27 protein-coding genes are annotated in these 26,135 nt (G+C 70.2%); 10 read left to right on the top strand and 17 right to left on the bottom strand.

Annotated features, from left to right (window positions below):
- Positions 1-4: 4 nt before the first annotated feature.
- Complete coding sequence (locus ND450_RS15170) at positions 5-523, bottom strand: FAD-dependent oxidoreductase (RefSeq protein WP_253326770.1); 519 nt, start codon at positions 521-523, stop codon at positions 5-7.
- A gap of 65 nt (positions 524-588) precedes the next feature.
- Between ND450_RS15170 and ND450_RS15165 the strand changes: the two genes are divergently transcribed.
- On the top strand, positions 589-1,056 hold the full coding sequence (locus ND450_RS15165; RefSeq protein WP_253326769.1) for a GbsR/MarR family transcriptional regulator: 468 nt from the start codon (positions 589-591) through the stop codon (positions 1,054-1,056).
- Here ND450_RS15165 and ND450_RS15160 read toward each other — a convergent pair.
- Positions 1,013-1,543, bottom strand: a complete 531-nt coding sequence (locus ND450_RS15160) for a TetR/AcrR family transcriptional regulator (protein ID WP_253326768.1) — start codon at positions 1,541-1,543, stop codon at positions 1,013-1,015. The two genes, ND450_RS15165 and ND450_RS15160, sit on opposite strands and share 44 nt — an antisense overlap.
- Positions 1,544-1,656: 113 nt before the next feature.
- On the opposite strand from ND450_RS15160, the gene ND450_RS15155 reads away from it, so the two are divergent.
- The 3 genes from ND450_RS15155 (at position 1,657) to ND450_RS15145 (ending at position 5,171) form a co-directional block, all read left to right on the top strand.
- Positions 1,657-2,601, top strand: a complete 945-nt coding sequence (locus tag ND450_RS15155; protein ID WP_253326767.1) for an SDR family NAD(P)-dependent oxidoreductase — start codon at positions 1,657-1,659, stop codon at positions 2,599-2,601.
- Positions 2,598-3,539 carry an SDR family NAD(P)-dependent oxidoreductase gene (locus ND450_RS15150; RefSeq protein WP_253326766.1) on the top strand — a complete coding sequence of 314 codons (942 nt, stop codon included), beginning with the start codon at positions 2,598-2,600 and terminating at the stop codon, positions 3,537-3,539. Before ND450_RS15155 ends, ND450_RS15150 begins: the two co-directional genes overlap by 4 nt.
- A gap of 618 nt (positions 3,540-4,157) precedes the next feature.
- Entirely contained in the window at positions 4,158-5,171 is a 1,014-nt protein-coding gene (locus tag ND450_RS15145) for a chitinase (RefSeq protein ID WP_253326765.1), read from the top strand.
- On the opposite strand, the gene ND450_RS15140 is transcribed toward ND450_RS15145, so the two are convergent.
- The 6 genes from ND450_RS15140 to ND450_RS15115 all read right to left on the bottom strand — a co-directional run bounded on the left by ND450_RS15140 (position 5,168) and on the right by ND450_RS15115 (position 10,550).
- Positions 5,168-5,554 (bottom strand): SgcJ/EcaC family oxidoreductase, encoded by a 387-nt coding sequence (locus ND450_RS15140; RefSeq protein WP_253326764.1) that lies wholly within the window; start codon positions 5,552-5,554, stop codon positions 5,168-5,170. The genes ND450_RS15145 and ND450_RS15140 overlap by 4 nt on opposite strands.
- Before the next feature lie 69 nt (positions 5,555-5,623).
- Positions 5,624-6,895 carry a S9 family peptidase gene (locus ND450_RS15135; RefSeq protein ID WP_253326763.1) on the bottom strand — a complete coding sequence of 424 codons (1,272 nt, stop codon included), beginning with the start codon at positions 6,893-6,895 and terminating at the stop codon, positions 5,624-5,626.
- A 69-nt stretch (positions 6,896-6,964) separates the two neighbouring features.
- Positions 6,965-7,816 (bottom strand): DUF2199 domain-containing protein, encoded by an 852-nt coding sequence (locus ND450_RS15130; RefSeq protein ID WP_253326762.1) that lies wholly within the window; start codon positions 7,814-7,816, stop codon positions 6,965-6,967.
- Positions 7,813-8,667: a hypothetical protein gene (locus tag ND450_RS15125; protein ID WP_253326761.1), complete on the bottom strand. Its 855-nt coding sequence runs from the start codon at positions 8,665-8,667 to the stop codon at positions 7,813-7,815. The genes ND450_RS15130 and ND450_RS15125 overlap by 4 nt, the downstream gene beginning before the upstream one ends.
- Before the next feature lie 9 nt (positions 8,668-8,676).
- The gene (locus tag ND450_RS15120) at positions 8,677-9,027 is read right to left on the bottom strand and encodes a DUF779 domain-containing protein (protein ID WP_177229609.1); all 351 of its coding nucleotides are present in this window, start codon (positions 9,025-9,027) and stop codon (positions 8,677-8,679) included.
- Positions 9,027-10,550, bottom strand: a complete 1,524-nt coding sequence (locus ND450_RS15115; RefSeq protein WP_253326760.1) for an aldehyde dehydrogenase family protein — start codon at positions 10,548-10,550, stop codon at positions 9,027-9,029. Before ND450_RS15115 ends, ND450_RS15120 begins: the two co-directional genes overlap by 1 nt.
- 127 nt (positions 10,551-10,677) lie before the next feature.
- Here ND450_RS15115 and ND450_RS15110 point away from each other — a divergent pair, with 127 nt between their 5' ends.
- Genes ND450_RS15110 through ND450_RS15090 form a run of 5 tightly spaced genes read left to right on the top strand, consistent with a single transcriptional unit; the run spans position 10,678 to position 14,772 of the window.
- Positions 10,678-11,802, top strand: coding sequence for a GAF domain-containing protein (locus ND450_RS15110; protein WP_253326759.1), 1,125 nt, complete (start codon positions 10,678-10,680; stop codon positions 11,800-11,802).
- Positions 11,803-11,827: 25 nt separating this feature from the next.
- Positions 11,828-12,577, top strand: a complete 750-nt coding sequence (locus ND450_RS15105) for a hypothetical protein (protein WP_253326758.1) — start codon at positions 11,828-11,830, stop codon at positions 12,575-12,577.
- A 28-nt stretch (positions 12,578-12,605) separates the two neighbouring features.
- Positions 12,606-13,463 (top strand): PfkB family carbohydrate kinase, encoded by an 858-nt coding sequence (locus ND450_RS15100; RefSeq protein WP_253326757.1) that lies wholly within the window; start codon positions 12,606-12,608, stop codon positions 13,461-13,463.
- Between the two features lie 47 nt (positions 13,464-13,510).
- Positions 13,511-14,248 (top strand): DUF4397 domain-containing protein, encoded by a 738-nt coding sequence (locus tag ND450_RS15095; protein WP_253326756.1) that lies wholly within the window; start codon positions 13,511-13,513, stop codon positions 14,246-14,248.
- On the top strand, positions 14,248-14,772 hold the full coding sequence (locus ND450_RS15090; protein WP_245785946.1) for a class F sortase: 525 nt from the start codon (positions 14,248-14,250) through the stop codon (positions 14,770-14,772). The genes ND450_RS15095 and ND450_RS15090 overlap by 1 nt, the downstream gene beginning before the upstream one ends.
- Here the strand turns inward: ND450_RS15090 and ND450_RS15085 are convergent.
- The 6 genes from ND450_RS15085 to ND450_RS15060 all read right to left on the bottom strand — a co-directional run bounded on the left by ND450_RS15085 (position 14,762) and on the right by ND450_RS15060 (position 21,704).
- Positions 14,762-15,370: an ABC transporter ATP-binding protein gene (locus ND450_RS15085; protein ID WP_253326755.1), complete on the bottom strand. Its 609-nt coding sequence runs from the start codon at positions 15,368-15,370 to the stop codon at positions 14,762-14,764. The two genes, ND450_RS15090 and ND450_RS15085, sit on opposite strands and share 11 nt — an antisense overlap.
- Positions 15,364-16,266: an ABC transporter ATP-binding protein gene (locus ND450_RS15080; RefSeq protein ID WP_253326754.1), complete on the bottom strand. Its 903-nt coding sequence runs from the start codon at positions 16,264-16,266 to the stop codon at positions 15,364-15,366. The genes ND450_RS15085 and ND450_RS15080 overlap by 7 nt, the downstream gene beginning before the upstream one ends.
- Complete coding sequence (locus ND450_RS15075) at positions 16,260-17,144, bottom strand: ABC transporter permease (protein ID WP_253326753.1); 885 nt, start codon at positions 17,142-17,144, stop codon at positions 16,260-16,262. The genes ND450_RS15080 and ND450_RS15075 overlap by 7 nt, the downstream gene beginning before the upstream one ends.
- Complete coding sequence (locus tag ND450_RS15070) at positions 17,137-18,117, bottom strand: ABC transporter permease (protein WP_253326752.1); 981 nt, start codon at positions 18,115-18,117, stop codon at positions 17,137-17,139. The genes ND450_RS15075 and ND450_RS15070 overlap by 8 nt, the downstream gene beginning before the upstream one ends.
- A complete protein-coding gene (locus ND450_RS15065) occupies positions 18,114-19,679 on the bottom strand; it encodes an ABC transporter substrate-binding protein (protein ID WP_253326751.1) in 1,566 nt (521 codons plus the stop codon). Before ND450_RS15065 ends, ND450_RS15070 begins: the two co-directional genes overlap by 4 nt.
- Before the next feature lie 291 nt (positions 19,680-19,970).
- On the bottom strand, positions 19,971-21,704 hold the full coding sequence (locus ND450_RS15060) for a dihydroxy-acid dehydratase (protein ID WP_371927708.1): 1,734 nt from the start codon (positions 21,702-21,704) through the stop codon (positions 19,971-19,973).
- A 157-nt stretch (positions 21,705-21,861) separates the two neighbouring features.
- Here ND450_RS15060 and ND450_RS15055 point away from each other — a divergent pair, with 157 nt between their 5' ends.
- Positions 21,862-22,608 carry a TerC family protein gene (locus ND450_RS15055; RefSeq protein WP_089911265.1) on the top strand — a complete coding sequence of 249 codons (747 nt, stop codon included), beginning with the start codon at positions 21,862-21,864 and terminating at the stop codon, positions 22,606-22,608.
- On the opposite strand, the gene ND450_RS15050 is transcribed toward ND450_RS15055, so the two are convergent.
- The 3 genes from ND450_RS15050 to ND450_RS15040 are packed head-to-tail and all read right to left on the bottom strand — an operon-like array spanning position 22,605 to position 26,025.
- Entirely contained in the window at positions 22,605-23,267 is a 663-nt protein-coding gene (locus ND450_RS15050) for a hypothetical protein (protein ID WP_253326749.1), read from the bottom strand. The two genes, ND450_RS15055 and ND450_RS15050, sit on opposite strands and share 4 nt — an antisense overlap.
- Positions 23,268-23,311: 44 nt before the next feature.
- Positions 23,312-25,468, bottom strand: a complete 2,157-nt coding sequence (locus tag ND450_RS15045; RefSeq protein WP_253326748.1) for an MMPL family transporter — start codon at positions 25,466-25,468, stop codon at positions 23,312-23,314.
- Positions 25,469-25,473: 5 nt separating this feature from the next.
- A complete protein-coding gene (locus ND450_RS15040; RefSeq protein WP_253326747.1) occupies positions 25,474-26,025 on the bottom strand; it encodes a TetR/AcrR family transcriptional regulator in 552 nt (183 codons plus the stop codon).
- Positions 26,026-26,135 lie beyond the last annotated feature (110 nt).

The raw sequence follows: 26,135 nt of genomic DNA, 5'->3' as shown, positions 1-26,135 counted from the left end.
ACAGTTACCGGACGCGGGTAAAGGCCCGCCTAATTGCGTGTGGCTTCAAAGTGGTTTCCCACCAGGCGAAAGCGGCGCAGTCGCCGGTGTGGATGTCGAAGGCGTCGGCGAGCAGTTCGGCGGCGCTGAGCGGCAGGCCGGTGTCGCGGACGGCGCGGTAGAGCAGGGCGACGTGGTCGCGTGACCAGGTTTCGAGGCGCAGACCGGGTAATCGCTCCGCCTCGCAGCAGGGCTGGGCGCACACGACGACGTCGAACCACTCGTCCTCGTGGTCGTCGAACGCGACCGTGACGCCGAACCGGTCGGGGTGCAGTGCGGTGACCTTGCTGCGGCGAGTTTCGTAGTGCAGGTCGTGGGGCAGCGCGGCGAGGCGCCGGGCGGCGTGGCGGTCGGGGCCGGTGATCAGCACGGGGGCGTGGTGGGCGCCGCTGTCGAGCACGACGACGTCCCACGTGCTGCGGGTGAGTCTCAGCGCGGTGGCGAGGCCCGAGATGCCCGCTCCGACGACGAGTGCTGTGGCCATGACCTGCCCCTTCCCCTAGGATCGAGATTAGCGAACGTTCAGAAATTTCTGAAGACAGGGTGACTGTGACGGGCGAGACAGACCGCAGGGAGGCCGCCGAGCACCTGGCGCTGACGCTGGTCGGGGCCGGGATGCAGCGGATGGCCGCGCGGGTGCTCGCGGCGTTCCTGTTCACCGACGAGGACTCGCTGACGGCGGGCGACCTGAGCGCGCAGCTCGGGGCGAGCGCGGGGTCGGTGTCGGGTGCGATCAAGATGGTCGTGCAGATGGGGCTGGTGGAGCGGGCGCCGGCGCCGGGCAGCCGTCGTGAGCACTACCGGATGCGCGACCGCGCGTGGACGACGTTGTACGGCAGGCAGCACGCCCCGATCGACGACATCCTGGCGGCCGTGGCGCGCGGGGTGGAGACCGTTGAGCCGGGGCCCGCCCGGGAGCGGCTGGCCTACATGCGCGACTTCTACGAGTTCCTGCTCGGCGAGGTGCCCGCGCTCATCGAGCGGTTCGACCGGCGCCGTGGAGGATCCCGGCCATGACCAGGTCGAGCAGCCGCTTCGCCTGGGTCTCGTCGCCGTTCTGGGCTACGGCGACCAGCATCGTCATCACGTCCAGCGGCTCCGTGGTGGCGTCCAGCGGGGCCAGCAGCAGGGAGATGGCCTCGATCAGCTTGGCCCTGCTGTGCTCGAACGGGTTGACGCCCAGGGCGATGACGGCCTGAAGCGCGTCCTTGAGGTCGTGCTTCGTCGTGATGTAGGCGATGAAGCGGTTCATCCACTCGCGCAGCGCCGCCTCGGGCTCGTGGGTCTCGAGCAGCTCGGGCGCCGCGTCGCAGAGCTTCTCGAGCTCCGTGCGGTAGACGGCCTCGATCAGGGCCTCGCGGGTGGGGAAGTGCCGGTACAGCGTGCCGATCCCCACGCCCGCCTTCTTGGCGATCGCGCCGAGCGTCACGTCCTTCTCGTGGGTGAACGCGTCGAGCGCCACCTCGATCAGCAGTCCCCGGTTCCGGACCGCGTCTGCACGCACTTCATCACTCCTATGGGGTACGCCACTTGCTAAACGGAGGGCCCTCCGCTTACTGTGGAACTCGAACCGGAGGCACCTCCGTTTCAGTGTACGACAGAGGTTGGGGAAATCTGATGAGTGAGCGCATCACCACCCCGTTCGGGTTCGAGAGCACTGCTCTCGAGGTCGTCGAGGGCGTCGACCTGTCCGGCCGTCGCGCCGTGGTCACCGGTGGGGCGTCGGGCATCGGCGTGGAGACCGTGCGGGCGCTGGCCGCCGCCGGAGCCGAGGTCACCATCGCGGCGCGCGACGTGGAGGCGGGCCGCGGGGTCGCCGCCGACGTGTCCGCGTCGACGGGCAACAACGCCGTCCTGGTCGCTCCGCTGGAGCTGACCTCGCAGGAGTCGGTCAAGGCCTTCGCCGCGGCGTGGGACGGCCCGCTGCACCTGCTGATCAACAACGCGGGTGTCATGGCCCCGCCGCTGACCCGCACGCCGGAGGGCTGGGAGCTCCAGTTCGCCACGAACCACTTCGGCCACTTCACGCTGACGCTGGGCCTGTTCGCTGCGCTGCGCGCCGAGGGCGCCCGCGTCGTCAACGTCAGCTCCGCCGGTCACCTGAGCAGCCCGGTGGTGTTCGACGACATCCACTACGAGCGCCGCGAGTACGACCGCTGGCAGGCGTACGGCCAGTCGAAGACGGCGAACGTCCTGTTCGGCGTCGAGGCGGGCCGCCGCTGGTCCGGCGAGGGCATCACGATGAACGCGCTGATGCCGGGCGGCATCCTGACGGCGCTGCAGCGCCACATCACCCCGGAGGAGCTGGAGGAGCGGCGCCGCCTGCGCGGCGGCTCGAACCCGTTGCGCCTCAAGACCCCGGAACAGGGCGCGGCCACCACCCTGGTGCTCGCCGTGTCCCCCTTGGTGGAGGGCCGTTCGGGCCTCTACTTCGAAGACTGCGACGAGGCGCTCCCACACGCTCCGGGCATGAGCAACGGCCTGGCCGCCTACGCGGCCGACCCCGAAGCCGCCGCCCAGCTGTGGGAGGTCTCCGAGGAAACGCTGAAGGTGCAGGCATGATCACGACAGGATTCGGTTTCGAGACAACGGCCCTGCAGGTCGTCGAGGGCGTGGACCTCACCGGCCGCCGCGCCGTCGTCACCGGCGGAGCCTCGGGCATCGGCGTGGAAACGGTCCGAGCCCTGGCCACGGCGGGCGCCGAGGTCACCATCGCGGCCCGCGACATCGACGCGGGCGAACGAGTGGCCACCGCCCTCGCCAAGTCCACCGGCGCGCACATCTCGGTGGCACACCTGGACCTCTCCTCCCAGGCGTCGGTGAAGGCCTTCGCCCGCAACTGGGACGGCCCGCTCCACCTCCTGGTCAACAACGCGGGCGTCATGGCCACCCCGCTGACCCGCACCCCGGAGGGCTGGGAACTCCAGTTCGCCACCAACCACCTGGGCCACTTCGCCCTGACCCTGGGCCTCTTCAACTCACTCCGAGCCGAAGGCGCCCGCGTCGTCAACGTCAGCTCGTCCGCCCACCTCATGAGCGACGTCGTCTTCGACGACATCCACTACGCCCACCGCGAGTACGACCGCTGGGAGGCCTACGGCCAGTCCAAGACCGCCAACATCCTCTTCGGCGTGGAGGCGGGCCACCGCTGGGCAGGCGAGGGCATCACCATGAACGCCCTCATGCCGGGCAGCATCGCCACCAACCTCCAACGCCACCTGACCCAGCAGGAACTGCAGGACCGCATCCGCCAAAGCGGCGCCACCGCCACCCGCCGCGTCAAGACCACGGAGCAGGGCGCCGCCACCACCCTGGTGGCAGCCACCTCGCCCCTCCTGGAGGGCGTGTCCGGCAAGTACCTCGAAGACTGCAACGAGGCCACGCCGGCGGAGCCCGGCAACCACCTCCGCGGCCTGGCGGCCTACGCCCAGTCCGAGGAGTCGGCAGCCCATCTGTGGAAGGTGTCGGAGGAAACCCTCTGGTCCCTGAAGGCGGCCTAACCACCCCGTCGGGGTGGTGGCAATGGGTGCGGCTGGGGCCGGGAGCGCGGCTCCCGGCCCCAGCCAGCCATGGGCTGGTAGGGGCGAACGGCGACGGACAACGGCACCGCCGCCACCGCTGATCTCCCGTCCGCACCGAGGGCGGCCGCTGGCGGCTGCCGCCGCGACAGCCACACAACATCCCTCGCACCAGCACCCGCCGACCGGCTTCGCCTCTAACGGCTCCGTCAGCCTTCGCCTGTTTCGCCGCGCTGCCACCGCTCGCTGCCATCGTGACTGCGGCAGCCTTCATCGGCGCTGCGCCATTCATGGCTGCGCCACCCAAGGTGGCGCGCCACCCACGCGCCTCTCACCGCTGGCGCCACACCGCCGCTACACCCCGCCTGTCGTGGCACGTCCGTCCCACCCGCCACTGCCGCCGTCACCCACCCGCCGCCGCCACCCACACGCCACTCACTGCCGCCACCCGCCCCGCCTACCGCGGCACACCCGCCCCCACCAATCTAGAGGTCTGGACCATTTCGTGCCACAATGACTGTGGGTCGCCGCCTGTAAGCGAAAGGTGAGCGAATGTCCGCCCGCATCCTGCCAAGGGCACTGACAGCCCTGCTTCTGCTCATGAGCACCCTCCTGGTCCCGTCCACCGCACAAGCCACCAAAGCCGCCCAGGCCGCCGACACGTGCGCCCTCAAACCCCGCCCGGCCGGCAAAGTCCTGCACGGCTACTGGGAGAACTGGGACGGAGCCTCGAACGGCGTCCACCCGCCGTTCGGCTGGACACCGATCACCGACAGCCGCATCAAGCAGCACGGCTACAACGTGATCAACGCGGCGTTCCCCGTGATCCGCTCCGACGGCACCGTGCTGTGGGAGGACGGCATGGACGCCGGCGTGAAGGTCGCGACGCCTGCCGAGATGTGTGCGGCGAAGACCGCCGGGGCGACGATCCTGCTGTCGATCGGTGGTGCCGCGGCGGGCATCGACCTGAGTTCGGCCGCCGTGGCCGACCGGTTCGTCGCGACCGTGGTGCCGATCCTCAAGAAGTTCAACTTCGACGGCATCGACATCGACATCGAGACCGGGCTCGTCGGCAGTGGCAACATCGGCCAGCTGTCTGCCTCGCAGGCCAACCTGATCCGGATCATCGACGGCGTGCTCGCGGCGATGCCGGCCGGGTTCGGGCTCACGATGGCGCCGGAGACCGCGTACGTGACGGGTGGCAGTGTCGTGTACGGGTCGATCTGGGGTGCTTACCTGCCGATCATCAAGAAGTACGCGGACAACGGGCACCTGTGGTGGCTGAACATGCAGTACTACAACGGGTCCATGTACGGCTGCTCCGGCGACAGCTACTCGGCCGGGACCGTGCAGGGCTTTGTGGCGCAGACGCAGTGCCTGAACAAGGGGCTCGTCGTGCAGGGCACCACGATCAGGGTGCCTTACGACAAGCAGGTTCCCGGGCTGCCCGCGCAGCCCGGTGCCGGCGGCGGTTACATGAATCCCACGCTGGTGGGGCAGGCGTGGAACAGCTTCGGCGGCCAGCTCAAGGGCCTGATGACCTGGTCGATCAACTGGGACGGCTCGAAGGGCTGGACGTTCGGCGACAAGGTGAAGTCGTTGCAGGGGCGTTAGAGCACGATGGTGTTCTGCCCGGCGGCGATCCGCCAGCCTTCGTCCTCTTTGGACAGGATGTAGAGCGGTGAACCCTCGTTCTGGTCGGGCAGGGGAGTGCCGTCGGGGCGGACCGGGCGCTGGCGGATCTTCACGGCCGCCACGTCGGGCCTGATGAACAACACGTGCGCGACCTCGTACGTGGCGGTCGCCTCCTTCGCCGCGCCGGGCAGGACCTGGCGGGTGAAGGAGGCGATCTCGTCGCGTCCGTTGAGTCTCCTGCCGTGCGCGGTGGTCCAGATCGCGTCCTCGCGGAAGAGCGCGATGAACTCCTCGGGGAGCTCGTTCTGCTGGGAGTGCTGGACGGTGGCGACGAGCGCTTCGATGTCTGCGAGATCGGTCATGTCGAAGATCGTCGTACCTCGACCGAGCTGGAGGTCAAGCACTGCCGAGCACCCCACCCGCCGAGCACCTCACTCGCGGGGCGCGACCCTGGACTCGTAGGACGCCGGCTTGTACCAGGGGTTGAAGTAGCAGCCGGTGCCGTACTTGCGGTCGTGGCCCGGGCAGGACGCCGCGATCAGGAACGCGTTGGAGCGGATGCCCCACTTCTCCCAGGTCTCCAGCGACTGCATGGCCGCGGCGTACTCGGAGTCGCTGAACGCGCTGTGCGTGGCCTCGGTCGTGAAGGTCTGCACGAGGTTGTACCAGCGGCCCGCCTTCTGCACGGTGTCGCGGTAGGCCGACTCGTGCTCGACGAACGCCGTGGGGTCGCCGATCGCGTGCACCGACAGCACCGGGATGTCGATCTTGCCGGTCAGGTCGCTGTCGTAGGCCAGCTGCGCGCGGGCCTCGGGGTCCGCGGCGAAGCGGGCGACACCGGCGTTCAGCGCGGCGTCGTCGTGCGAGCCCTTGTACACCACGCCGGTGTTGCTGAACGGGTTCTTGCCGCCCAGCCGGTTGTGCACGATGTCGCGGAACGTGAACGTCGCGAAGTTCAGGTGCGAGTTCAGGGTTTCCTCGGGGATCTTCGTGACGGTCAGGATGTCGGTGAGCTTCTGCTGCTGTTCGGGCGTGCGACTTCCTGCCACGCCGAGACATTCCTCGATCCTGCCGCGCAGCCCGGCGGTCGTCATCGTCGAGTCGGCGCGCAGGCCCTGCCACAGCGGGTACTGCACCTCGGACGGCCGCGGGTGGTTGCCGCAGTAGTACTGGTAGACCGCGCGCAGGTCGACGCGGTAGTCGTAGCCGCGCGACCCGCCCGCCATCACGCCGCTCGTGAGCAGCGCCGCGTCATAACCCTTGTACAGCTCGATGGTCTTCGCCGCGACGTTGCCGCCCCACGACTGCCCGTGGATGAACACCTTGTGCGGCTTGAGCATCGCGCTGACCATCTTGCGCAGGTTGTCGGTGTCCTCGGCGGCCATCCGCGTGCCGTACCCGCCCCGCCGGTACGAGGTGCCCGCCCACGCGTAGCCCTCCTTCACCATGACGGACCACCGGTTGAGGTCGTCACGGGTGCGCTCCGGCGTCGGCGCGCCCAGGTCAGGTCCGCCGTGCGAGTGCACGACCAGAGTCTTGTTCCACTTCTTCGGCACGGCGATTGTGTAGTACGCGCCGTTGGCGTCCTGTCCCTCGTAGCAGGTGGTGCCGGCGGGGACGTTCTCCGGGCACGGCGCGGTCGGGGGCAGGTGCACCGGAGACGTGAGACTCGCGGTGAGTGCGAAGGCCAGCAGGACGTTCATGGCGGGAATCGTGGGTCCAGCCGGAGTAGTGGTCCAGGTCACCAACCCAAACTTGGGATTTCCCTGACGTTACGAGCGCGTCACGCGCCGGAACCGCACGCTGTTCAGCACGTGGCGCGCCCACGCGTGGTCCGCCGGGTCGTCGTGCACGCACGTCACGACGAGCATCTCGCCGAACCGCGCGACGTGGCCGTGGAACTCGTGCCGCGTCACTCCGTCCGAAGTGGTCGTGAGCCACAACGCGTGCCGCAGCTCGACGCCGTCGCGCACGAGGAACTGCTGCTCGGCCGGCACGTCCGGTGCGCCCTCCAGCGCCATCTCCAGGAACTGCTCCGCAGGCGTGCCCATGGCGCGGCGGACGTCCACGAACACCGCGCGGCCGGGGCCCGCGAAGCGCAGGCCCTCCTCCAGCACGTGCGGGGTGAGACCCGCGGTGCGTTCGATGCTCCACGTGCCGGGCAGCTTCTGCCGGATCGAGATCGGCAGCTCGACCAGGTACCCGCTGAGCACCTCGTCGCGGTCCCACACCCTGCCGAGCACCGGGTGCTGGACGTATTCGGGCAGGTCGTCGGGCTCGCGGACCTCGGCCACGACCGGGACGCCGCGCAGGTCGTCCCACGGCTTGAGGTCGTGCGCGAACGTGCCGGTGAACCGCAGCGTGGCGTAGCCGGGGCCGTCCCAGACCTCGGCCGCGTGCCGGGCGGCCTCGGGGTCCACGCGCATCCAGGCGCCGAACCACAGTTCCAGGTCGCAGGTCAGCTCGACGGGCAGCACGCACCGGACGTAGGCGGCGTCGTCGGCCAGCAGGACGTTGCCGCCCGCCCTCAGCGACGGGGTCCGCACGCCGGGAGGCAGGCCCAGGTCGAGGTCGATCGCGCCCGAGTCGTCGACCTCGGCACCGCAGCAGTCGCAGGCCGTCACCCGATGAACCGGACGCTGTTGAGCACGTGCTGCGCCCACGAGCGGTCCGCCGGGTAGCGGTGCACGCAGCGCACGGAGATCATCGTGCCGGGCCGGACGACGTGCCCGTGGAACACCTGCTCCTCGTGGCCGTCGATCACCTCGCTCAGCCAGAACGCGTGGCGCAGTTCGGGGCCGTCGTGCGTGACGGAGTGCTCGGCGCTCGCGGGGAAGCCGTCGAGGACCGCGCCCAGGAAGTCGCTCACGCTGCCGCCGGTGAGGTCGGCGTAGACGTCGAGCGCCACCCGGCGGTCGGGGCTCGTGAACCTGACCGTGCGGCCGTCGACGGTGCACCGCATGCCCTCGGTGCGTTCGACGGTCCAGACCTCGCCGAGCGTCTCGCGGACGGGCACGGGCAACGGGTGCCGGATGCGGCACAGCACCTCGTCGCGGTCCCATTCCCGGTCCAGCAACGGGTGCGAGGTGAAGTAGGGCAGCTCGTCGGTGTTGAGCACGGCCGCCTCGACCGGCACGCCCAGCAGGTCCCACGGCTTGATGACGTTCGCGAACCGGCCGGAGATCCGCAGGTTCGCGTACTGCTCGTCGTTGTCCCACACGGCGTGCGCGTACATGGCGTCGACCTTGGAGATCTGCGTCCACGCGCCGAACACGATCTCGGTTCCGCCGGTCAGCCGAACCGGGAGCAGACAACGGATGTAGGAGTCGCCGTCCGGTCCGACGAGCAGCCCGCCCGTCGGCGCGCCCAGCCGCTCACCGGGCACGCCGAGCAGTTGCTCCGGACGGTTCAACCTGTAGTCGATGCGGTCCGTAGAGGTGATCTCGGCTCCGCAGCATCCGCAGTGGACGGTCATGCGGAGAGATTAGAGCTCCTCGTCGGTGAGCAGTCGAGAGCGCACCAGAAAACGCACTCCCAGTGGTGCTTCCAGCGAGAAACCGCTCCCACGACCGGGCACGACGTCGATCGTCAGGTGGGTGTGGCTCCAGTACTCGAACTGAGACGCGGACATCCACACCGGCACCACGAACGAGTCGACGGCGAGATCACCCAGGTGCACGTCGGACGCGCCCGTGCGGAACTCCCCGAGGGGATAGCACATCGGCGCCGAGCCGTCGCAGCAGCCGCCGGACTGGTGGAACATCAGGTCGCCGTGGTCGGCCCTGAGGCCGCGGAGCACGTCCGCGGCCTCAGGGGTCAGTGCGACGCGGGGCATCAGAAGAAGCCCTGGGCGTTCTGCGAGTAGCTGATGAGCAGGTTCTTGGTCTGCTGGTAGTGGTCGAGCATCATGCGGTGGTTCTCGCGGCCGATGCCGGACTGCTTGTAGCCGCCGAACGCCGCGTGCGCCGGGTAGGCGTGGTAGTTGTTCACCCACACGCGGCCCGCCTGGATGTCGCGGCCGGCGCGGTAGGCGGTGCCGCCGTCCCGGGACCACACGCCCGCGCCGAGGCCGTAAAGGGTGTCGTTGGCGGTCTTGATCGCGTCGTCGTAGTCGGCGAAGCGGGCCACGGAGACGACCGGGCCGAAGATCTCCTCCTGGAAGATCCGCATCTTGTTGTCGCCCTCGAACACCGTGGGCGTCACGTAGTAGCCGCCGGACAGCTCGCCGCCGAGGTCCGCGCGCTCGCCGCCGGTGAGGACTCGGGCGCCCTCCTGCTTGCCGATGTCGATGTACGAAAGGATCTTCTCGAGCTGGTCGTTGGACGCCTGCGCGCCGATCATCGTCTCGGTGTCGAGCGGGTGGCCCTGCTTGACGGCCTTCGTGCGCTCGACGGCGTCGGCCATGAACTGGTCGTAGATGTCGCTCTGCACCAGCGCGCGCGACGGGCAGGTGCAGACCTCGCCCTGGTTCAGCGCGAACATCGTGAAGCCTTCGAGCGCCTTGTCGTAGAAGGCGTCCTTCTGCGCGGCCACGTCGTTGAAGAAGACGTTCGGCGACTTGCCGCCGAGCTCCAGCGTGACGGGGATGATGTTCTCGCTGGCGTACTGCATGATCAACCGGCCGGTGGTCGTCTCGCCGGTGAACGCCACCTTCGCGACCCGGCGCGAGGACGCGAGCGGCTTGCCCGCCTCGACGCCGAAGCCGTTGACGATGTTCACGACGCCCGGCGGCAGCAGGTCGGCGATGAGCTCCATCAGCACGTGGATCGACGCCGGTGTCTGCTCGGCGGGCTTGAGCACCACGGCGTTGCCGGCCGCGAGGGCGGGCGCGAGCTTCCAGACCGCCATCAGGATCGGGAAGTTCCACGGGATGATCTGCGCGACGACGCCGAGCGGCTCGTGGAAGTGGTACGCGACGAGGTCCTCGTCGATCTGCGAGATGCCGCCCTCCTGGGCGCGGATCGCGCCCGCGAAGTAGCGGAAGTGGTCGATCGCGAGCGGCAGGTCGGCGGCGAGCGTCTCGCGCACGGCCTTGCCGTTCTCCCACGTCTCCGCGACCGCGAGCTTCTCGAGGTTCGCCTCCATGCGGTCGGCGATCTTGTGCAGGACGTTGGCCCGCTCGGCCACCGAGGTCCTGCCCCACGCGCGGGCGGCGCCGTGGGCCGCGTCCAGCGCGCGTTCGACGTCCTCGGCGGTGCCGCGGGCGATCTCGGTGAAGTCCTCACCGGTGACCGGGGAGGGGTTGGAGAAGTACTGGCCCTTGGCGGGCGGCACGTACTCGCCTCCGATGAAGTGGTCGTACCGGTCGCGGAACGTGACCACGCTGTCCGGCTGTCCTGGAGCCGCGTACTTCGCCATCTCTGGGCCTCCCGCATCGTTGCGAACAGGCGGCGAACGTAGAACCGGCAACGTTTCACCCACGTTGCATCCGATCGGAGTACTCGCAGGCTTGCTCCTGCGGTGGTACGGACTGCATCCTGGACCGATGGACCCAGTGGAGCTGGGTGCCGCGCGTCCGGTGATCTTCGAGTCGTGGCGGCGCTCCCTCGCCGCGCGCGTCGACCCGGACCGGCACGAGGCGCCGGTCGTCTACGCGCGCGACGAGGTCGCCGACCTGCGCGGCACGCACCCGCTGGCCGCCACCGTGCCGCTGCTGAAGACCACGCTGTCGATGGACGACACGATCATGATCGTCACCGACACCCGCGGCCACATCCTCTGGTGCGAGGGCGACAACCAGGTCCGGCACAAGGCGGAGCGCGTCCACCTCACCGAGGGCTCGCGCTGGAGCGAGGACGTGATCGGCACGAACGCGATGGGCACCGCGCTCGCGACCGGCAGGCCCGTCACCGTCCACTCCCGCGAACACCTCGTGCGCACCTACCACGGCTGGACGTGTGCGGCGAGCCCGATCCACGATCCCCACACCGGGGTGCTGCTGGGAGTCGTCGACGTCAGCGGGCCGCTCAAGACCATGCACCCGGCCGTCGCGCAGCTCGTGTCCGCCGCCGCCCAGCTCGCCACGCACCACCTGCAGCGGTTCGCGCCGCGGCAGCACGTGCTGACGCTGAACTTCCTCGGCGGGCCGCACGCCGACCTCGACGGACGGCCGCTGGCGCTGACGTTGCGCAACGCGGAGGTGCTGACGGCGCTGGCCCTGCACCCCAAGGGCCTGACGGCCGAACAGCTCGCGTTGCTGCTCTACGGTGAGCGCGGGAACCCGACGACGGTCCGCGCGGAGTTGCACAGGCTGCGCGCGCAGCTCGGTGGTGTCCTGCTGACGAGGCCGTACCGGCTGGACGCGGTGGTGCGCGGCGACTTCCTGGACGTGCGGACGGCTCTGCGGTCCGGCGACGCGGGCAGGGCCACCCGGCACTACAGCGGTGACCTGCTGCCCCGGTCGGACGCGCCGGTGGTCCGCGAGGAGCGGGTCGACCTCGCCGCCGCCGTCCGCAAGGGCGTGCTGGAGCGGGGAGATCTCGACGCGCTGCTGTCGTTCGCGGACAGCGGTGACGACGCCGAGGTGCTCGAACGCCTCCAGGTGCTCCTCCCGGTCACCGACCCCCGTCACGCTCTTGTCTCCTCGCGCCTGAGAAGGGCGCTGGAATAGGCTTTCCCGCAAGGGGAGGGCAACAGTGAAGCAGTGCATCAACTGCACGACCCGGTTGTCGCGCAAGGACGTCACCGAGGTCGCGTGGTGTGCTTTGTGCGAGCCGTGTCTGCTGCTCGTGGCGGACCAGATGAAGCTCGTCCACGACCGGCCCGGTGGCGCGGAGGTGCAGATCCGGCAGTGCGGCTGGTGCGGTACCGCGCGCTCGTGCGGCACCGGCTGGCGCACGAGGTGCCTGGTGTGCCTGGACGAGCGGTCCGTGCCGGACCCGGCGGTGCAGGAGAACGCGCACCGGCTCGAACTCGGCGGGACGTGGCGGGAGAACTCGGAGTTCCTCGCCGCGACGACAGTGAAGCTCCGGCTGGCCAAGTACTTCCGGCCCGGATGGACCGTGCTCGCGACGGACGTGCACGGGTTGCCGTGGACCGGATACCGGTGGCTGACGAAGTCGCACGGCACGTGGGGCCGCAACGACGAGACGGGAGAAGTCGAACGGCTCAAGCGCGTACGCGGCGATGCGACCCTGCTCTACCTCGTCCGCTACGGCAAGGTGCTCGCGTTCGGGCGCGGCACCGAGGACAGGGTGGGCGCCCACGTCGCCCAGGGCGCGGTGCCGGTCCTCGTGCTGTCCGCGCCGGGCGAGCGGGTCGCGGTCGCGCGGGACGAGCTCAAGCGCGCCCACCGCGGCGAGATGGTGTCGCAGCGGACGCCGGTCGACCTCTTCCGGGTGCTGCCGGACGGCCTCGACGTCACCGATCGGTTTCTGCCGAGTTGATCGGGCCGCCGCCGGGTAGTCCAGGACCGTGGACGACGTCGTGGTGGTGGGACAGATCGCGCGGGACCTGGTCCTCGTCGTGGACGAGGTGCCGGGTCCCGGTGGCACGGCACCCGTGCGGGAGCGCCGGGAGATGCTCGGCGGCAAGGGCGCGAACATCGCCGTCGGCCTGGCCCAGCTGGGCGCGCCGGTCGCGCTCGTCGGTGTGGTCGGCGACGACGAGATGGGCACCCGGCTGCTCGCGCGCGCCGGCGCGGACGGCATCGCGACCGGCGGCGTGGTCGTGCGGCCGGACTGCCGGACCGGGCTGATCGTGGACGTCGTCGCCGACGGCTGGCGTTACCTCGAAGACCTGCCGGACGGCGTGCTGCTGCGCGAGGACGACCTGCCGATGGACCTCATCGCGCGTGCGGGGGCCGTGGTGGTGCAGCTCCAGCAACGGCCCGAGGTCGCGCTCAAGGCCGCACGGGCGGCCTCCGGGCATGTGGTGCTCGATGGCGCCCCCGAACGGCTGCGAGACGAACTGCTGGCGTGCGCCCACGTCGTGCGCGCCGACCACCAGGAGGCCGAGCTGCTGACCGGCCGGACGATCACGAGCGCGGACGACGCGCTGGAGGCGGCGCGCGAGCTGAAGGGCCTCGAACTCGTCGCGTTCGCCGTGAACGACGTGGGCAACGTGTTCGTCTGGGACTCGGGTGAACTGGTGTTGCCCCTGGGAGACGCCGAGGTGGTCGACACGACCGGCGGTGGTGACGCGTTCGTCGCGGCGCTGACGTTCGCCCTCACGCGGGGAGACGGCCCCGAGGCGGCGGCCAGGCTCGCGGTGGAGGCCTCCGGGGCGACCGTCGGCCATCCGGGAGGCCGGCCGAACCTCACCGGACGGTGATCAGCCGAGTTATCGTTACTGCACGTCCGGTGAGGGGAGGGGTCCGCGTGCGAGTGATCGCCGTCGTGCTGTTGCTGCTGCTGTCCGCCACGCCCGCGCACGCCGCGACCGGCACGTACCTGCGCTTCGGGCACTTCTCGAAGGACCAGGCGCGGGTCGACGCGGTGCTCGACGGGGTCAAGCTCGGCACCCTCGACTACGCCGACCTCGACACCTACCGCCGGGTCGAGCCGGGGGAGCACGTCGTCGAGTTCCGCATGTCCGAGCCCGGCAGCCCGCTGCTGCGCTCGCTCACGGTGCAGGCGGGCTCCGGCAAGGCGTACACGGTCGTCGACCTGGCCTCCACGATGAAGGTCCTGGAGGACGACGTCAGCCTGCCCGCGAACGGGCAGGCCCGGCTGCGCGTGATCAACGGCGGCGACGCCGAGATGGACCTGGTGCGGGCCGGTGTGTCCGTGCACCGCGCCGTGCAGGCGAACTCGTCGACCGGCTACCTAGAACTGGCACCCGGCTCCGAGGCGCTGGAGATCCTGCAACGCGGCAAGGACTCGACGCGGCTCGAAGCGACCATCGAACCGGGTGGCGTCTACTCGCTGCTGGTCAGCGCCCGGCGGATCGAGCTGCGCACGGACGCGAAGAGCGCCGAGGTCGTGCCCGGCGGTGGCCAGGAGACCGGGTTCGGCGGCATGGCGGGCGGCTGGGACTGGCTCACCGCGCTGGTGATCACGCTCATCGTGGGCGTCGCCATGTACTCGGTGCGCGGCCGGCTGTTCCGGTTCGGCTGATGGCCAAGGCCAAGCTCCTGATGGGAGCGGCGATCGTGGTCACGCTGATCTACGTGGTCAAGGGACCCGGTGGGGACGAGGCGCCGGAACCGGTGACGGTGCTGATCCCGTCGATCGGCGTCGAGACGAAGCTCGAGTCGCTGGACGTGGACTCCTCGGGGGCGCTGGAACCGCCGACCCGCGCCGACAAGGCCGGGTGGTTCGCCAAGGGCGTCGCGCCGGGGGACCGCGGGCCCGCGGTGATCGCGGGACACGTCGACTCGAAGACCGGGCCCGGGGTGTTCTTCCGGCTGCCGGAGCTGCAGCCCGGCGCCGAGGTGCTGGTCGAGCGCGAGGACGGCAGCAGGCTCACGTTCGTCGTGAGCGGCACGCACACGACCGAGAAGACCCTGTTCCCGACCGCCGCCGTGTACGGGCCGACGCCGTTGTCGGAGCTGCGGCTCGTGACGTGCGGCGGCGAGTTCGACCGGGTCGCGGGCAGCTACCGCGACAACATCATCGTGGACGCGGTCCTCAAAGCCTGACGGTCTCGTCCGCCCATCGGTTCAGCAGCGTGGCGTCGTGCGAGATCGCGAGCACGCCCGCGCCGGTCCGCTCCTGGTAGGCGCGGATCACGCCGACCAGCGCCGCGGTCGTGGAGGCGTCGAGCATCGTCGTCATCTCGTCGCAGATCAGGTAGCGCGGGTCCCGCGCGAGCGCGCGGGCGAGGCAGGCTCGTTGCAACTGGCCGTCGCTCACCTCGTGCGGGCGGCGGCCCAGCAGGTCGTCGGTGAGCATCACCAGGTCGGCCAGCTCGCCGACGCGGTCCTGGTCCTTCAGCGGCTCGGCGATCGCCTGGCGCAGGGTGAAGCGCGGGTCGACCGACAGCCTCGGCTGCTGGAACAGCACGCCGATCTTCGTGCGCTGGCGAGCCTGGAACCGGAACCCGGTGACCGTCTCGCCGTCGATCTCCACCGTTCCGGCGAACGGCTTGTGCAGCAACGCGAGCACGCGGGCCACAGTGGACTTGCCGGAGCCGCTCGGCCCGGCGAGGCCGACGGTCTGTCCCGGTGCGACGGTGAGGCTGACGTCGGTGATCACCGGGGCGCTGTACCCGGCGGTGACGTCCTTCGCGGTCAGCACGGGCGGTGGCACGCGACGGCGTGCGAGTCGTCGGTCAGCACGGGGCGGTCCTCGCAGATCGCGGTGGCCTGGTCGCAGCGCGGGGCGAACGCGCAGCCCGCGGGCAGGTCGGTGAGCAGGGGCGGCTGGCCGGGGATCGGCAGGAACTCGCGTTCCGGCAGGGCATTGGCGAGGCCTCGGGCGTAGGGGTGTTTCGCGCGGTCGAGCACCTCGTGCGCCGGGCCGACCTCGACGATCCGGCCCGCGTACATCACCGCGATCCGGTCGGCGACCTTGTGCGCCGCCGCGAGGTCGTGCGTGATCAGCAGGACGGCGTGCCCGTCGTCGACCAGCCGGCGGAACTCGTCGAGCAGCCCGTCCACGAGATCGCGGTCGAGGCCGGTGGTCGGTTCGTCGGCGATCAGCAGGGGAGGGTTGCCGACGAGCGCCAGCGCGTTCGCGACGCGTTGCGCCATGCCGCCGGACAGCTCGTGCGGGTAGCGGTCGAGGTGCTCGGGCAGGAGCCCCGCTCGTTCGGCGGCCTTCCCCGCGTCTCCGCCCAGGACCTTCGCGGCCTCTTCGAGCTGCGACCGCGCCGTGCGGACGGGCGTGAGGTGGCTGGCCGGGCTCTGCGGGATGAGGCCGATCTTCCGGCCGCGCACGGTCGTCGCGAGCTCGTGGTCGGTCGCCGCGAGCAGGTCGACGTCCCCGAGTCGCGCGCTGCCGCTGGTCTCGGCGTTGCCGGGCAGGAACCCGAGCAACGCGCTCGCCAGCACCGTCTTGCCGCAGCCGCTCTCGCCGACCAGCGCCACGCACTCGCCGGGCCGGATGCGCAGAGACACGTCGTTCACGGCCTGCACGGTCGCGCCCTTGAGCGCGAACCGCACCGACACCCGGTCGATCTCCAGGTTCACCACGTCAACTCCGTGCGCCGCTTGGGGTTCAGCCGGTCCCGCCACACACCGCTCACGCCGGACACGGCGAGCGTCGTGACGATCAGCAGCAGCCCGGGCGCCAGCGACATCCACCAGCCGCCGATCAGCAACGAGCGCTGGGCATCGTTGATCATGTTGCCGATGCTGGCCGCGTGCGGGGGAAGGCCGAGGCCCAGGAACGACAGCGCCGTCTCGTGCCACACCGCGTGCGGGACCATCAGCGTGGTGGCGAGCAGGACCTGCGGGGCGACGTTCGGCAGCAGGTGCCGGGTCATCACCTGGAGCCGGGAGGCACCGCCGACGATGGCCGCGTCGATGAACGGCCTGGTGCGCAAGGACAACACCTCCGACCGCACGATCCGGGCGGCGGTGAGCCAGTGCGTCAGGGCGATCGAGATGATCACGGCGGACAGGCTCGGCCGCAGGATCGCGACGATCACGATGCCCAGCAACAGGTGCGGCACCGACGCGATCGCGTCGACCACGCGCATCACGATCCGGTCGAACCAGCCGCCGATCGACCCGGCCAGCGCGCCGACGGCCGTGCCCGCGATCGCCGAGATCACCGCGGCGACCACACCGACCGTGAGCGACACCCGCAGCGCGTAGACGCAGCGCAGCAGCACGTCGCGGCCCAGTTCGTCGGTGCCGAACAGGTGCGCGGCGGACGGCGGCCGGTTGGCGATCGCGAGATCGACGTACTGCTCGTTCAGCTCCACGAACAGCGGTACGACCAGCACCGTCACCGCGACGACGCCGAGGACGACCGCGGACGGCAGCAGGCGCCACTTCGGCGAGCGCGGGGGACTGGCCGCGGTGAGGCGGCTGCGCGGGGCGGGACGCCAGGTCAGGTCAGCCATCGAGCGCCACCCTCGGGTCGGCCAGCGCGTACAGGACGTCGGCCAGCAGGTTGCCCAGCAGCACGACGCCCGTCGCCATCACGGTCAGCGCGCCGAGCAGCGCGAAGTCGACGTTCAGCGCGGCCTCCACGGTCGCCCGCGCGATGCCCGGCCACGAGAACACCGTCTCCACCAGCAACGCGCCGGTGATCAGCTCCGGCAGCCGGGCGCCGAGCAGCGTGAGGAACGGCAGCAGCGAGGTGCGCAGCGCGTGCCCCGACACCACCAGGTGGTCCGGAAGCCCGCGGGAGCGCGCACCGATCACGTGGTCCTGCGTGAACGACTCCAGCAGGTTCTGCCGGACGAACAGCACGAACCACGGCGCCTGCGAGATCGCCAGCACGGTCACCGGCAGCACCATGTGCAGCGCGACCCCGCCGACGGACGGCGGTTCGGACCCCGTGGTCACGCCACCGCCGGGCAACCACCGCAGCTGCAACGCGAAGACGTACAGCACGGCGAGACCGAGCCAGAAGACCGGCGCGGCCTCCAGCGCGTAGCAGCTGCCGGTGATCGATCGGTCGAGCCACGACCCCTGCCGCCACGCGGCGAGCGTGCCCAGCAGCAGTCCGAGCACCAGCGCCAGCGCGAAGCCGACCGACACCAGCAGCACCGTCCACCCGAGACGGTCGCCGATCACCGCGGACACGGGCTGCTGCAACGACAGCGAGTCGCCGAGGTCGCCGGTGACCGCGTGCGTCAGCCAGGCCCAGTACTGGGCGACGACCGGTTCGTCGACGCCCCAGTTCTCGCGCAGCTGGGCGACGCGTTCCGGGGAGGCGCCGATGATCCGGACGCCGAAGTAGCGCTCGACCGGGTCGAACGGCGATGCCTTGGCCAGCACGAACAGGGCGAAGCTGACCACGAGCAGCACCGGGACCGCGAAGGCCAGGCGTCGCAGCGCGAGCCGGCCGATCGCCTTGCCCCGCGTCACGACTTCGGTGTCCAGCGCTCGAGGTTCCACCACACGGCGTGCACGAGGCCGTGGTCGTGCGGCTCGACCTGCGTCTCCTGGCCGTTCCACCTGTCGCGCAGCACGTAGGTGTGGTCGAGGAAGACGAGGAACGCCCAGCCGGGATCGGCCGAGTACGCCTTCTGGAACTCGTCGTAGGCCTTCTTGCGGGCCGCCGGGTCGAGGCTGCGGCGCGCGGTGTCGAGCGCCGTGTCCACAGTGGAGTTCTTGTACAGCGTCATGTTCACGTAGCCGTCCTGGCCCGCGTACCTGCTGTGCAGCAACGTGTAGGCGGCCGTGTCCGGGTCGTACGGGTCGCCGCCGCCCCACACCGCCGCGGCCTCCTTGCGGCGCTGCAGCATGATGTCGAACGTCGTGGCCTCGACGGGCGCGTCGACGCCGAGCTTCGCGATGTCGGACGCCGTGGCGAGGGCCAGTTCCTTGCGCAGCACGTCCGGAGCCGGGTAGAGCACGGGCAGCTTCGCGATCTGGCCGTCCTTGGCGCGCTTGCCGTCCGCGCCCTTGCGCCAGCCGGCCGCGTCGAGCAGCCGCTCGGCCTCGGCGACGTCGTAGCGGAACGCGGAACCCTCGTCGTACCAGTCCTTGAGGTACGGCGAGATCGGCGTGGACGCGGGCTTGCCGGAGCCCGCCAGCACGGCGTCGATCATGGCCTGGCGGTTGATGCCGAGGTTGATCGCGCGGCGCACCTCCGGCGTCGAGGTGAACGGCAGTTCCGACGGGATGCCGAGACCGCGGTAGTCGGCGGACGGGTTCTGCACGATCTTGTAGCCGGACCTGTCCCGGTACGTCTGCGCGAGCTTGGGCGGCAGCACCGTGCCGTCGAACTCGCCGGCGGCCATGCGGGTCGCGCGGGCGTTGTCGTCGGGCACGAACACCACGGTCACGGACTTGATCGCGGGCGCGCCGCCCCAGTACTTCTCGTTGGCCTTCAACACCATCCGGTCGCCCTTGCGCCACGTCTCGACCGTGTACGGGCCGGTGCCGACGGGCGCGGTGTTGAACGGCGCGGTGTTGATGTCCGCGTCCTTCAGCTTCGCGGCGGGCACGATGCCGAGCGCGAGCTGCTGCGCGAAAGGCGCGTAGGGGTAGGAGAGAGTGAACTCGACGGTGGCCGGGTCCTTCGCCTTGACGTCACTCAGCGCGTCGAACCGGGAGGCGATCGTGGAGTTCACCTTCTTGTCCAGCACGGACCTGTAGGTGAACACGACGTCGTCCGCGGTGAGCGGGGTGCCGTCGGAGAACGTGATGTCCTTGCGCAGCTTGGCCGTCCACGTCAGGCCGTCCGCGGACGCCGTCGGCAGCTCGGTGGCCAGCGCGGGCTTGAGCGCCAGCGAGGCATCGCGTGCGACCAGGCCGTCGAAGATCTTGGCCGCGCCGTCGGGGGCGTAGCCGAGCACGGGGTTGAGGTTCTCGGGTTCGCTGCCCGCGCCGATGACGATCGACGTCGCCGGTGCGGTGGTCTCGCCGTCGGGTGACGTGCACCCCGCCAGCAGAACGAGGGCCAGCAGAGCAGCGCGCCGCATCCAGTTCCTCCCCAGGTGTCCGTGTTGCCTGGTGCAGCTAACAGCAAAGATCTTGCAATAGGCAAGACCTTGCATCAGCGCGCTCAAGCCGGACTCATGCCACCATCAGGGCATGACCAACGGAGTGCACACTCACGAGCACAGCCACGGTGACACGACTCATACGCACCCTCATGGGGCGCATTCGCACGAGCACGTCGAGCACGAGCACACCCACACGCACGACGGTGAGACGCACTCACACACGCACGTGCACGACGCGGGCCACGTCGAAGAGCACTCCCACTCCCACTAGTGCGATTCGCGGGTGACCTCACTGCCGCTGGAGCCGACCAGGAAGTCCAGGTCGGCTCCGGTGTCGGCACCGAGCACGTGGTCGACGTAGAGCCGCTCCCAGCCGCGTTTCGGTGACGCGAAGGCCCGGGACATCGCCTCGCTCGGGGTGCGCTGCAGGAAGTCCGGCGCCTCCACGTCGATGCGCCGGTTCTCCACGTCGAGCACGACGACGTCGCCCGTGCGGACCAGTCCGAGCGGCCCGCCCGCCGCCGCTTCCGGCGCCACGTGCAGGACGACGGTGCCGTAGGCGGTGCCGCTCATGCGCCCGTCGCAGATGCGGACCATGTCGCGGACGCCCTGTTCCAGCAGCTTCTTCGGCAGCGGCATGTTCGACACCTCGGGCATGCCCGGATAGCCGCGCGGGCCGCAGCCGCGCAGCACCAGCACGGAGTCCGCGTCCACGTCCAGATCGGGATCGTCGACGCGGGCGTGGAAGTCCTCGATGCTGTCGAACACGACGGCCTTCCCGCGGTGCCGCAGCAGGTGCGCCGACGCGGCCGCCGGTTTGATCAAAGCTCCTGATGGCGCCAAGTTGCCCCTCAGCACCGCGATGCCGCCCTCGGCGATGATCGGCTCGGTCCGCGCGCGGATCACCTCGGGGTCCCAGATCGGCGCGTCGTCGAGGTGGTCGACGAGCGGCCGGCCGGTGACCGTGAGCCCGTCGGGGTCGAGCAGGTCCCGCACCTCCCGCAGCACGGCGAGGAGCCCGCCCGCGCGGTGGAAGTCCTCCATCAGGAACCGGCCCGCCGGTTGCAGGTCGACCAGCAGCGGCACGCCGGAGCCGACGCGATCGAAGTCGTCGAGCGTCAGGTCGACGCCGAGCCGCCCGGCGATCGCGAGCAGGTGCACCACGGCGTTCGTGGAACCGCCGATCGCCGCCAGCGCCACGATGGCGTTGTGGAAGCTCGCCTTGGTGAGGAACGTGCTGGGCCGGCGGTCCTTCTCGATCAACTCGACGATGAGCCGTCCGGTGCCGTGCGAGGCCTCCAGGAGCCTGCTGTCGGGCGCCGGTGTGCCCGCCACGCCGGGAACTGTCGTGCCCAGCGCCTCCGCGACCAGCGCCATCGTCGAGGCGGTGCCCATGGTGTTGCAGTGGCCGCGGCTGCGGATCATCGCGGACTCGCTGCGCAGGAACTGCTCCTGCGACAACGTGCCCGCGCGCACCTCCTCGGACAGCCGCCACACGTCCGTCCCGCAGCCCAGCGGCACCCCGCGGAACGTGCCGGTCAGCATCGGCCCGCCCGGCACCACGACCGCCGGGATGTCGACGGAGGCGGCGGCCATCAGCAGCGCCGGGATCGTCTTGTCGCACCCGCCGAGCAGCACCACGCCGTCCACGGGGTTGGCGCGCAGCATCTCCTCGGCGGCCATCGCGGCCATGTTGCGCCACAACATGGCGGTGGGGCGCACGTTCGTCTCGCCGAGTGACACCACGGGCAGGTTGAGCGGGATGCCACCGGCCTCGTACACGCCGTTGGAGACGGACTTCGCCACGTCGTCGAGGTGCGCGTTGCACGGCGTGAGGTCGGAGGCGGAGTTGGCGATGGCGATCTGCGGCCGGCGGAAGGCGTCGTCCGGGGTGCCGCGCCGCATCCAGGCGCGGTGGATGTAGGCGTTCCGGTCGTCTCCGGCGTACCACTGCTCGCTGCGTAGCCCCACTGCGCGCCTCCTAGCGGTCCTCCCGAGCATATGGGGATCCACGCGACATCCAGTCAGGTCTATTGCTTCAGTGTTGACCGAAAAAATCATTCCGCCCGCGATCGCCGGGTCTGCCTCGGCGCGATCGGACCTTCTGCAATGATTCGGTCAAATCGGTCAATCTGGTGCGGGTGGAAGGAAACTGTTGATGGAGTGGATGACGAGCCCTGAGCTGTGGGTCGCGTTCGCCACCTTGCTCCTGCTGGAGATCGTGCTCGGCATCGACAACGTCATCTTCATCTCGATCCTGGCCGGGCGCCTGCCGGAGGAGCAGAGACGGCGGGCCCAGGTCGTGGGCCTCTCGCTGGCCCTGATCACGCGCCTGCTGCTGCTCGCCTCGCTGGCGTGGGTGATCGGGCTGACGGCGCCGTTGTTCACGGTGTGGGGCCAGGAGATATCGGGCCGGGACCTGATCCTGGTGCTGGGCGGCCTCTTCCTGCTCGGCAAGGCGACGTTCGAGATCCACGAGCAGCTGGAGGGCGCCGACCATGCCAAGGAGCGCAAGGCGGTCTCGTTCGCGAGCGTGATCGCCCAGATCCTGGTGCTCGACGTCGTGTTCTCGCTCGACTCGGTCATCACCGCGGTCGGCATGGTCGACGAGCTGGGCATCATGATCGCGGCCGTGGTCGTCGCGATGGTCGTGATGCTGTTCTCCGCCAAGGCGATCTCGGAGTTCGTGAACCGCCACCCGACGGTGAAGATGCTCGCGCTGTCGTTCCTGCTGCTGATCGGCGCCAGCCTGATCGCCGAAGGCTTCGACCAGCACATCCCGAAGGGGTACGTGTACGGGCCGATCGCGTTCTCGGTGTTCGTGGAGTTCCTGAACCTGCGGATGCGGGCGAAGCGCTCCCAGCCCGTGGCGCTGCACGGCACGTACGTGAAGAACGGTGACTAGAGCAGTTCCTCTGACACCGTGAACTCGGTGTCGCACGCCGGGCAGGTCGCCTGGCCGAAGAAGAACCGGAAGGCGCGCACGGCCTTCGACTGGCCGTGCGCGTCCGCCGTGTCACAGACCCGCTTGCCCACGCCGTCGAGCGTCGCGGGATCGGCGGGCTTCAGCGGTCGTTCCTCGTCTTCGTCGGTGCGGCTGACGCCTTCGTCGAGGACGAGGAACATCGGCGTCTCGCACTCGGGGCACTCGACCTCGTACTCGTCGTTCTCCACGCCCCACGACAGGACGTCCGCCGCGTCGAGGACGCCTTCGAACACCAGAAGGCCTTCCAGCAGGTAGGGGTAGGCGCCTTCGTCGGCGCCGGGCAGCAACGCGTTCGCGGTGGCCGTCAGCGCGGTGATGGAGGCCGCGTGTTCGGCGCGGACCTCGTCGTCACCGCCGTCGGCGACGATGCCCGCCGCGAGCAGGACCGCGTCGGCGTTGTTCATCGCCGCGAGGTGGGGGAGCGCCGCGTAACTGGCGGGGTAGCTGGTGCCCTGGTGGCACAGGCGGCTCCAGAGCTCCGACCACGCCTCCTGGTCGCCGGCGGCCGCCCGGTCGAGGAGGGCGGGGACGTCCTCGGCGGTGCCGTAGGCGTGGTGCAGAACAGAAAAGTCCGTCATACCCGTGATCAGATCACGGGCATGACGGACCGTTGAGCGGAGGATCAGCCGACCGCGACCGGCTCCTTCTCGCCCTTCTGCTCGATCTCGTCGAGCGCGGTGCCCTCGACGTCGAGCTCCGGCAGCCAGCGCAGGAACTTCGGCAGCCACCAGGCGCGCTCACCGAGCAGGGCGAGCGCCGCGGGCACGAGCACCATGCGGACCACGAACGCGTCCACGAAGATGCCGACGGCCAGGGCGAACGCGATCGACTTCACGGTCGGCTCGCCGGCCGGGACGAAGCCCGCGAACACCGAGAACATGATCAGCGCCGCGGCGATGACGACCGGGGCCGCCTGGCGGAAGCCCGTGGTGATCGCCTCGATCGGCTTGGCGCCGCGGTGGTGCGCCTCGTGCATCCGGGACACCAGGAAGATCTGGTAGTCCATGGCGAGGCCGAACAGGATGCCGATCACCAGGATCGGGGTGAGGCTGATCAGCGGGCCGGTGCCGTCGAGGTTGACCGCGTCGGCGAGCCAGCCCCACTGGAACACCGCGACCGTGGCGCCGAGCGACGAGCCGATGGTCAGCAGGAAGCCGAGGACACCGACGAGCGGCACGAGCAGCGAGCGGAACACCAGGACCAGCAGCACGAGCGCGAGGCCGACGACGACCGCGAGGTAGATCGGCAGGGCCCTGTCGAGGGACGTGGCCACGTCGACGCTCACCGCGGTGGCGCCGGTGACGTACGCCTTGCCGCCCTGCACGTCGGACAGTTCGGCCCGCAGGTCGGCGACGAGCTTCTCGGTCTCGACGGTGTCGGGACCGGACTTCGGGATCACGGTGACGAGCGCGGACTTGCCGTCCTGGCTCGGCTGGGCCGGGGCGACCAGGGCGACGTCGGACAGCTTCGCGAGCGGCTCGGACTCCCTGGTGGCCGTGGCCGCGGCGCCGTCGCCCTCGAACAGGACGATGATCGGGCCGTTGAAGCCCTCGCCGAAGCCCTTCGCGAGGATCTGGTCGGCGCGCTCCTGGGTGGAGTTCGCCGGCGGCTTCTGGATGAGCGTGGTGTCCATGGACGCCACCGGGATCGACACGATGCCGAGCGCCACGACCGAGAGCAGCAGCGCGGCGACGCGGTTGCGGGTGACGGCGCCCGCCCAGCCGCGGACGACACCGCGGTCCTTCGGCTCGGAGGCCTCGGCGGCGCGTTCCTTGCGGGTCAGCACGCGGCGGCCGAGCATGCTCAGCACCGCGGGCACCAGCGTGACGGCGATCAGGACCGCGACGACGATCGTGGCGGCAGCCGAGACGCCCATCTGCGTGAGGAACGGGATGCCGGCGATCGCGAGGCCCACCAGGGCGATCACGACGGTCAGACCGGCGGTGACGACGGCCGAACCGGCGGTGCCGACCGCGGTCGCGACGGCGTGGCCGACGTCCGAACCGCGGCGCAGTTCCTGGCGGTAGCGGTTGATGATGAACAACGCGTAGTCGATGCCGACCGCGAGACCCAGCATCGAGGCGAGGATCGGCGTGGTCGACTGCAGGTCCATGAACCCGGTGGCGATCGTGATGCCGAGCGCGCCGATGCCCACGCCGATGCCGGCGCTGAGCAGGTTCATGCCGGCCGTCACGAGCGAGCCGTAGGTCAGCGCGAGCACGACCAGGGCCAGCACGACACCGATGGCCTCGGTGGCACCGCCGATGTGCGGGATCTCCTGCATCGCGGTGCCGCTGACCTCGACGGTCAGCCCGGCCGCGCGGGCCTTGTCGACGGCCTTGATCAGGTCGGCGCGCTGCTCGGCGGTGACCTCGCCGGGCTTCACGTCGTAGGTGACGGTGCTGTAGCCGACGTTGACGTCCTGGTTGACGCTCGGCGCGGCCGGGTCGAGCGGGTTCGTCGCCGACCGCACGCCCTGCAGCGCCGACTCGTCCGCCACCAGGTCGGTGATGGTCTTGATGTGCTGCGGCAGCTTCTGGCCGTCCGGCGCCTGCAGGACGACCCGCGCCTGCGCGGTCTCGCCGGAACCGAACGTGTCCTGGATGCGCTCCAGCGCCGTTGTCGACTCCTGCCCGGGGATGGACATCGAGTTCGACGTCTCACCGCCGAGCGTGAACGCGCCGGCACCGGCGCCGATCAGCACGAGCAGCCAGATCAGGACGACGGGGAGGCGGCGCCTGTGAGCGCCCATTCCCAGTTTGTAGAGCAGTTTCGCCATGATGGTCAGGCCTCCTGGTGCCCGAGTGCGTCGTAACAGGTAGCGAGGATCAGGGGACGCCACAGCGTCTTGTCACCCTCCTGGTTGGCCAGAAGGGTGAGCACCGCCATGGCACTCAGCGCGCCGACGATCCGGATGGCGCGCGGCAGTTCCGCGGCGGGGTCGATCACGAACATCTCGTTGAGCAACAGCTCGTCCTGCGCCTGCTGCGGGTCCTCGCCGGGTGCGGTCATCGACCGGAACAGCAGCGCGACCATGCCCGGCCGGTCGAGCGCGTAGTCGGTGAGCAGCTCCAGCGACCGCCGGTCCCTCTCGGGGCCGGCCGGAAGGTCTTTGACCAGGTCGAGGACGTGCTGGGTGATGATCCGGCTCTGGGCCCACGCCGCTTCGAAGAGAGCGTCCTTGCTCGGGAAGTGGTGCAGCAGGCCCGCCTTGGACAGGCCGACGGCGTCCGCGAGGGACTTCAACGAGGTCTGCTCGAGGCCGTGCCGCGCGAAGAGCGCGGCGGCGGCGTCGAGGATCTTCTCGTCGACCCCGGTCCTGGGCTGTCGTGGCATGGGATCGACTTTACGGCGTTCACCAACCGATTCGGTAGGTTTACCGACCGAAATGGTCGGTGGCCTTCGTCACTCCATCGGGCGAGCGGCGCAGGTGGGTCGCGGGCTTC

The organism is Lentzea sp. HUAS12 (genome assembly GCF_024125735.1).
In the GTDB taxonomy this organism is placed as follows: Bacteria; Actinomycetota; Actinomycetes; order Mycobacteriales; family Pseudonocardiaceae; genus Lentzea; species Lentzea albida.
This window is presented reverse-complemented; position numbering and strand designations above follow the sequence as displayed.

What these genes read in the sequence shown, in the direction of transcription:
- ND450_RS15170 (WP_253326770.1), bottom strand. Translation starts at nt 523, where the DNA reads ATGGCCACAGCACTCGTCGTCGGAGCGGGCATCTCGGGCCTCGCCACC.
- ND450_RS15155 (WP_253326767.1), top strand. Translation starts at nt 1,657, where the DNA reads ATGAGTGAGCGCATCACCACCCCGTTCGGGTTCGAGAGCACTGCTCTC.
- ND450_RS15150 (WP_253326766.1), top strand. Translation starts at nt 2,598, where the DNA reads ATGATCACGACAGGATTCGGTTTCGAGACAACGGCCCTGCAGGTCGTC.
- ND450_RS15145 (WP_253326765.1), top strand. Translation starts at nt 4,158, where the DNA reads ATGAGCACCCTCCTGGTCCCGTCCACCGCACAAGCCACCAAAGCCGCC.
- ND450_RS15140 (WP_253326764.1), bottom strand. Translation starts at nt 5,554, where the DNA reads ATGACCGATCTCGCAGACATCGAAGCGCTCGTCGCCACCGTCCAGCAC.
- ND450_RS15135 (WP_253326763.1), bottom strand. Translation starts at nt 6,895, where the DNA reads ATGAACGTCCTGCTGGCCTTCGCACTCACCGCGAGTCTCACGTCTCCG.
- ND450_RS15125 (WP_253326761.1), bottom strand. Translation starts at nt 8,667, where the DNA reads ATGACCGTCCACTGCGGATGCTGCGGAGCCGAGATCACCTCTACGGAC.
- ND450_RS15120 (WP_177229609.1), bottom strand. Translation starts at nt 9,027, where the DNA reads ATGCCCCGCGTCGCACTGACCCCTGAGGCCGCGGACGTGCTCCGCGGC.
- ND450_RS15115 (WP_253326760.1), bottom strand. Translation starts at nt 10,550, where the DNA reads ATGGCGAAGTACGCGGCTCCAGGACAGCCGGACAGCGTGGTCACGTTC.
- ND450_RS15110 (WP_253326759.1), top strand. Translation starts at nt 10,678, where the DNA reads ATGGACCCAGTGGAGCTGGGTGCCGCGCGTCCGGTGATCTTCGAGTCG.
- ND450_RS15090 (WP_245785946.1), top strand. Translation starts at nt 14,248, where the DNA reads ATGGCCAAGGCCAAGCTCCTGATGGGAGCGGCGATCGTGGTCACGCTG.
- ND450_RS15075 (WP_253326753.1), bottom strand. Translation starts at nt 17,144, where the DNA reads ATGGCTGACCTGACCTGGCGTCCCGCCCCGCGCAGCCGCCTCACCGCG.
- ND450_RS15065 (WP_253326751.1), bottom strand. Translation starts at nt 19,679, where the DNA reads ATGCGGCGCGCTGCTCTGCTGGCCCTCGTTCTGCTGGCGGGGTGCACG.
- ND450_RS15060 (WP_371927708.1), bottom strand. Translation starts at nt 21,704, where the DNA reads ATGCTCGGGAGGACCGCTAGGAGGCGCGCAGTGGGGCTACGCAGCGAG.
- ND450_RS15055 (WP_089911265.1), top strand. Translation starts at nt 21,862, where the DNA reads ATGGAGTGGATGACGAGCCCTGAGCTGTGGGTCGCGTTCGCCACCTTG.
- ND450_RS15050 (WP_253326749.1), bottom strand. Translation starts at nt 23,267, where the DNA reads ATGACGGACTTTTCTGTTCTGCACCACGCCTACGGCACCGCCGAGGAC.
- ND450_RS15045 (WP_253326748.1), bottom strand. Translation starts at nt 25,468, where the DNA reads ATGGCGAAACTGCTCTACAAACTGGGAATGGGCGCTCACAGGCGCCGC.
- ND450_RS15040 (WP_253326747.1), bottom strand. Translation starts at nt 26,025, where the DNA reads ATGCCACGACAGCCCAGGACCGGGGTCGACGAGAAGATCCTCGACGCC.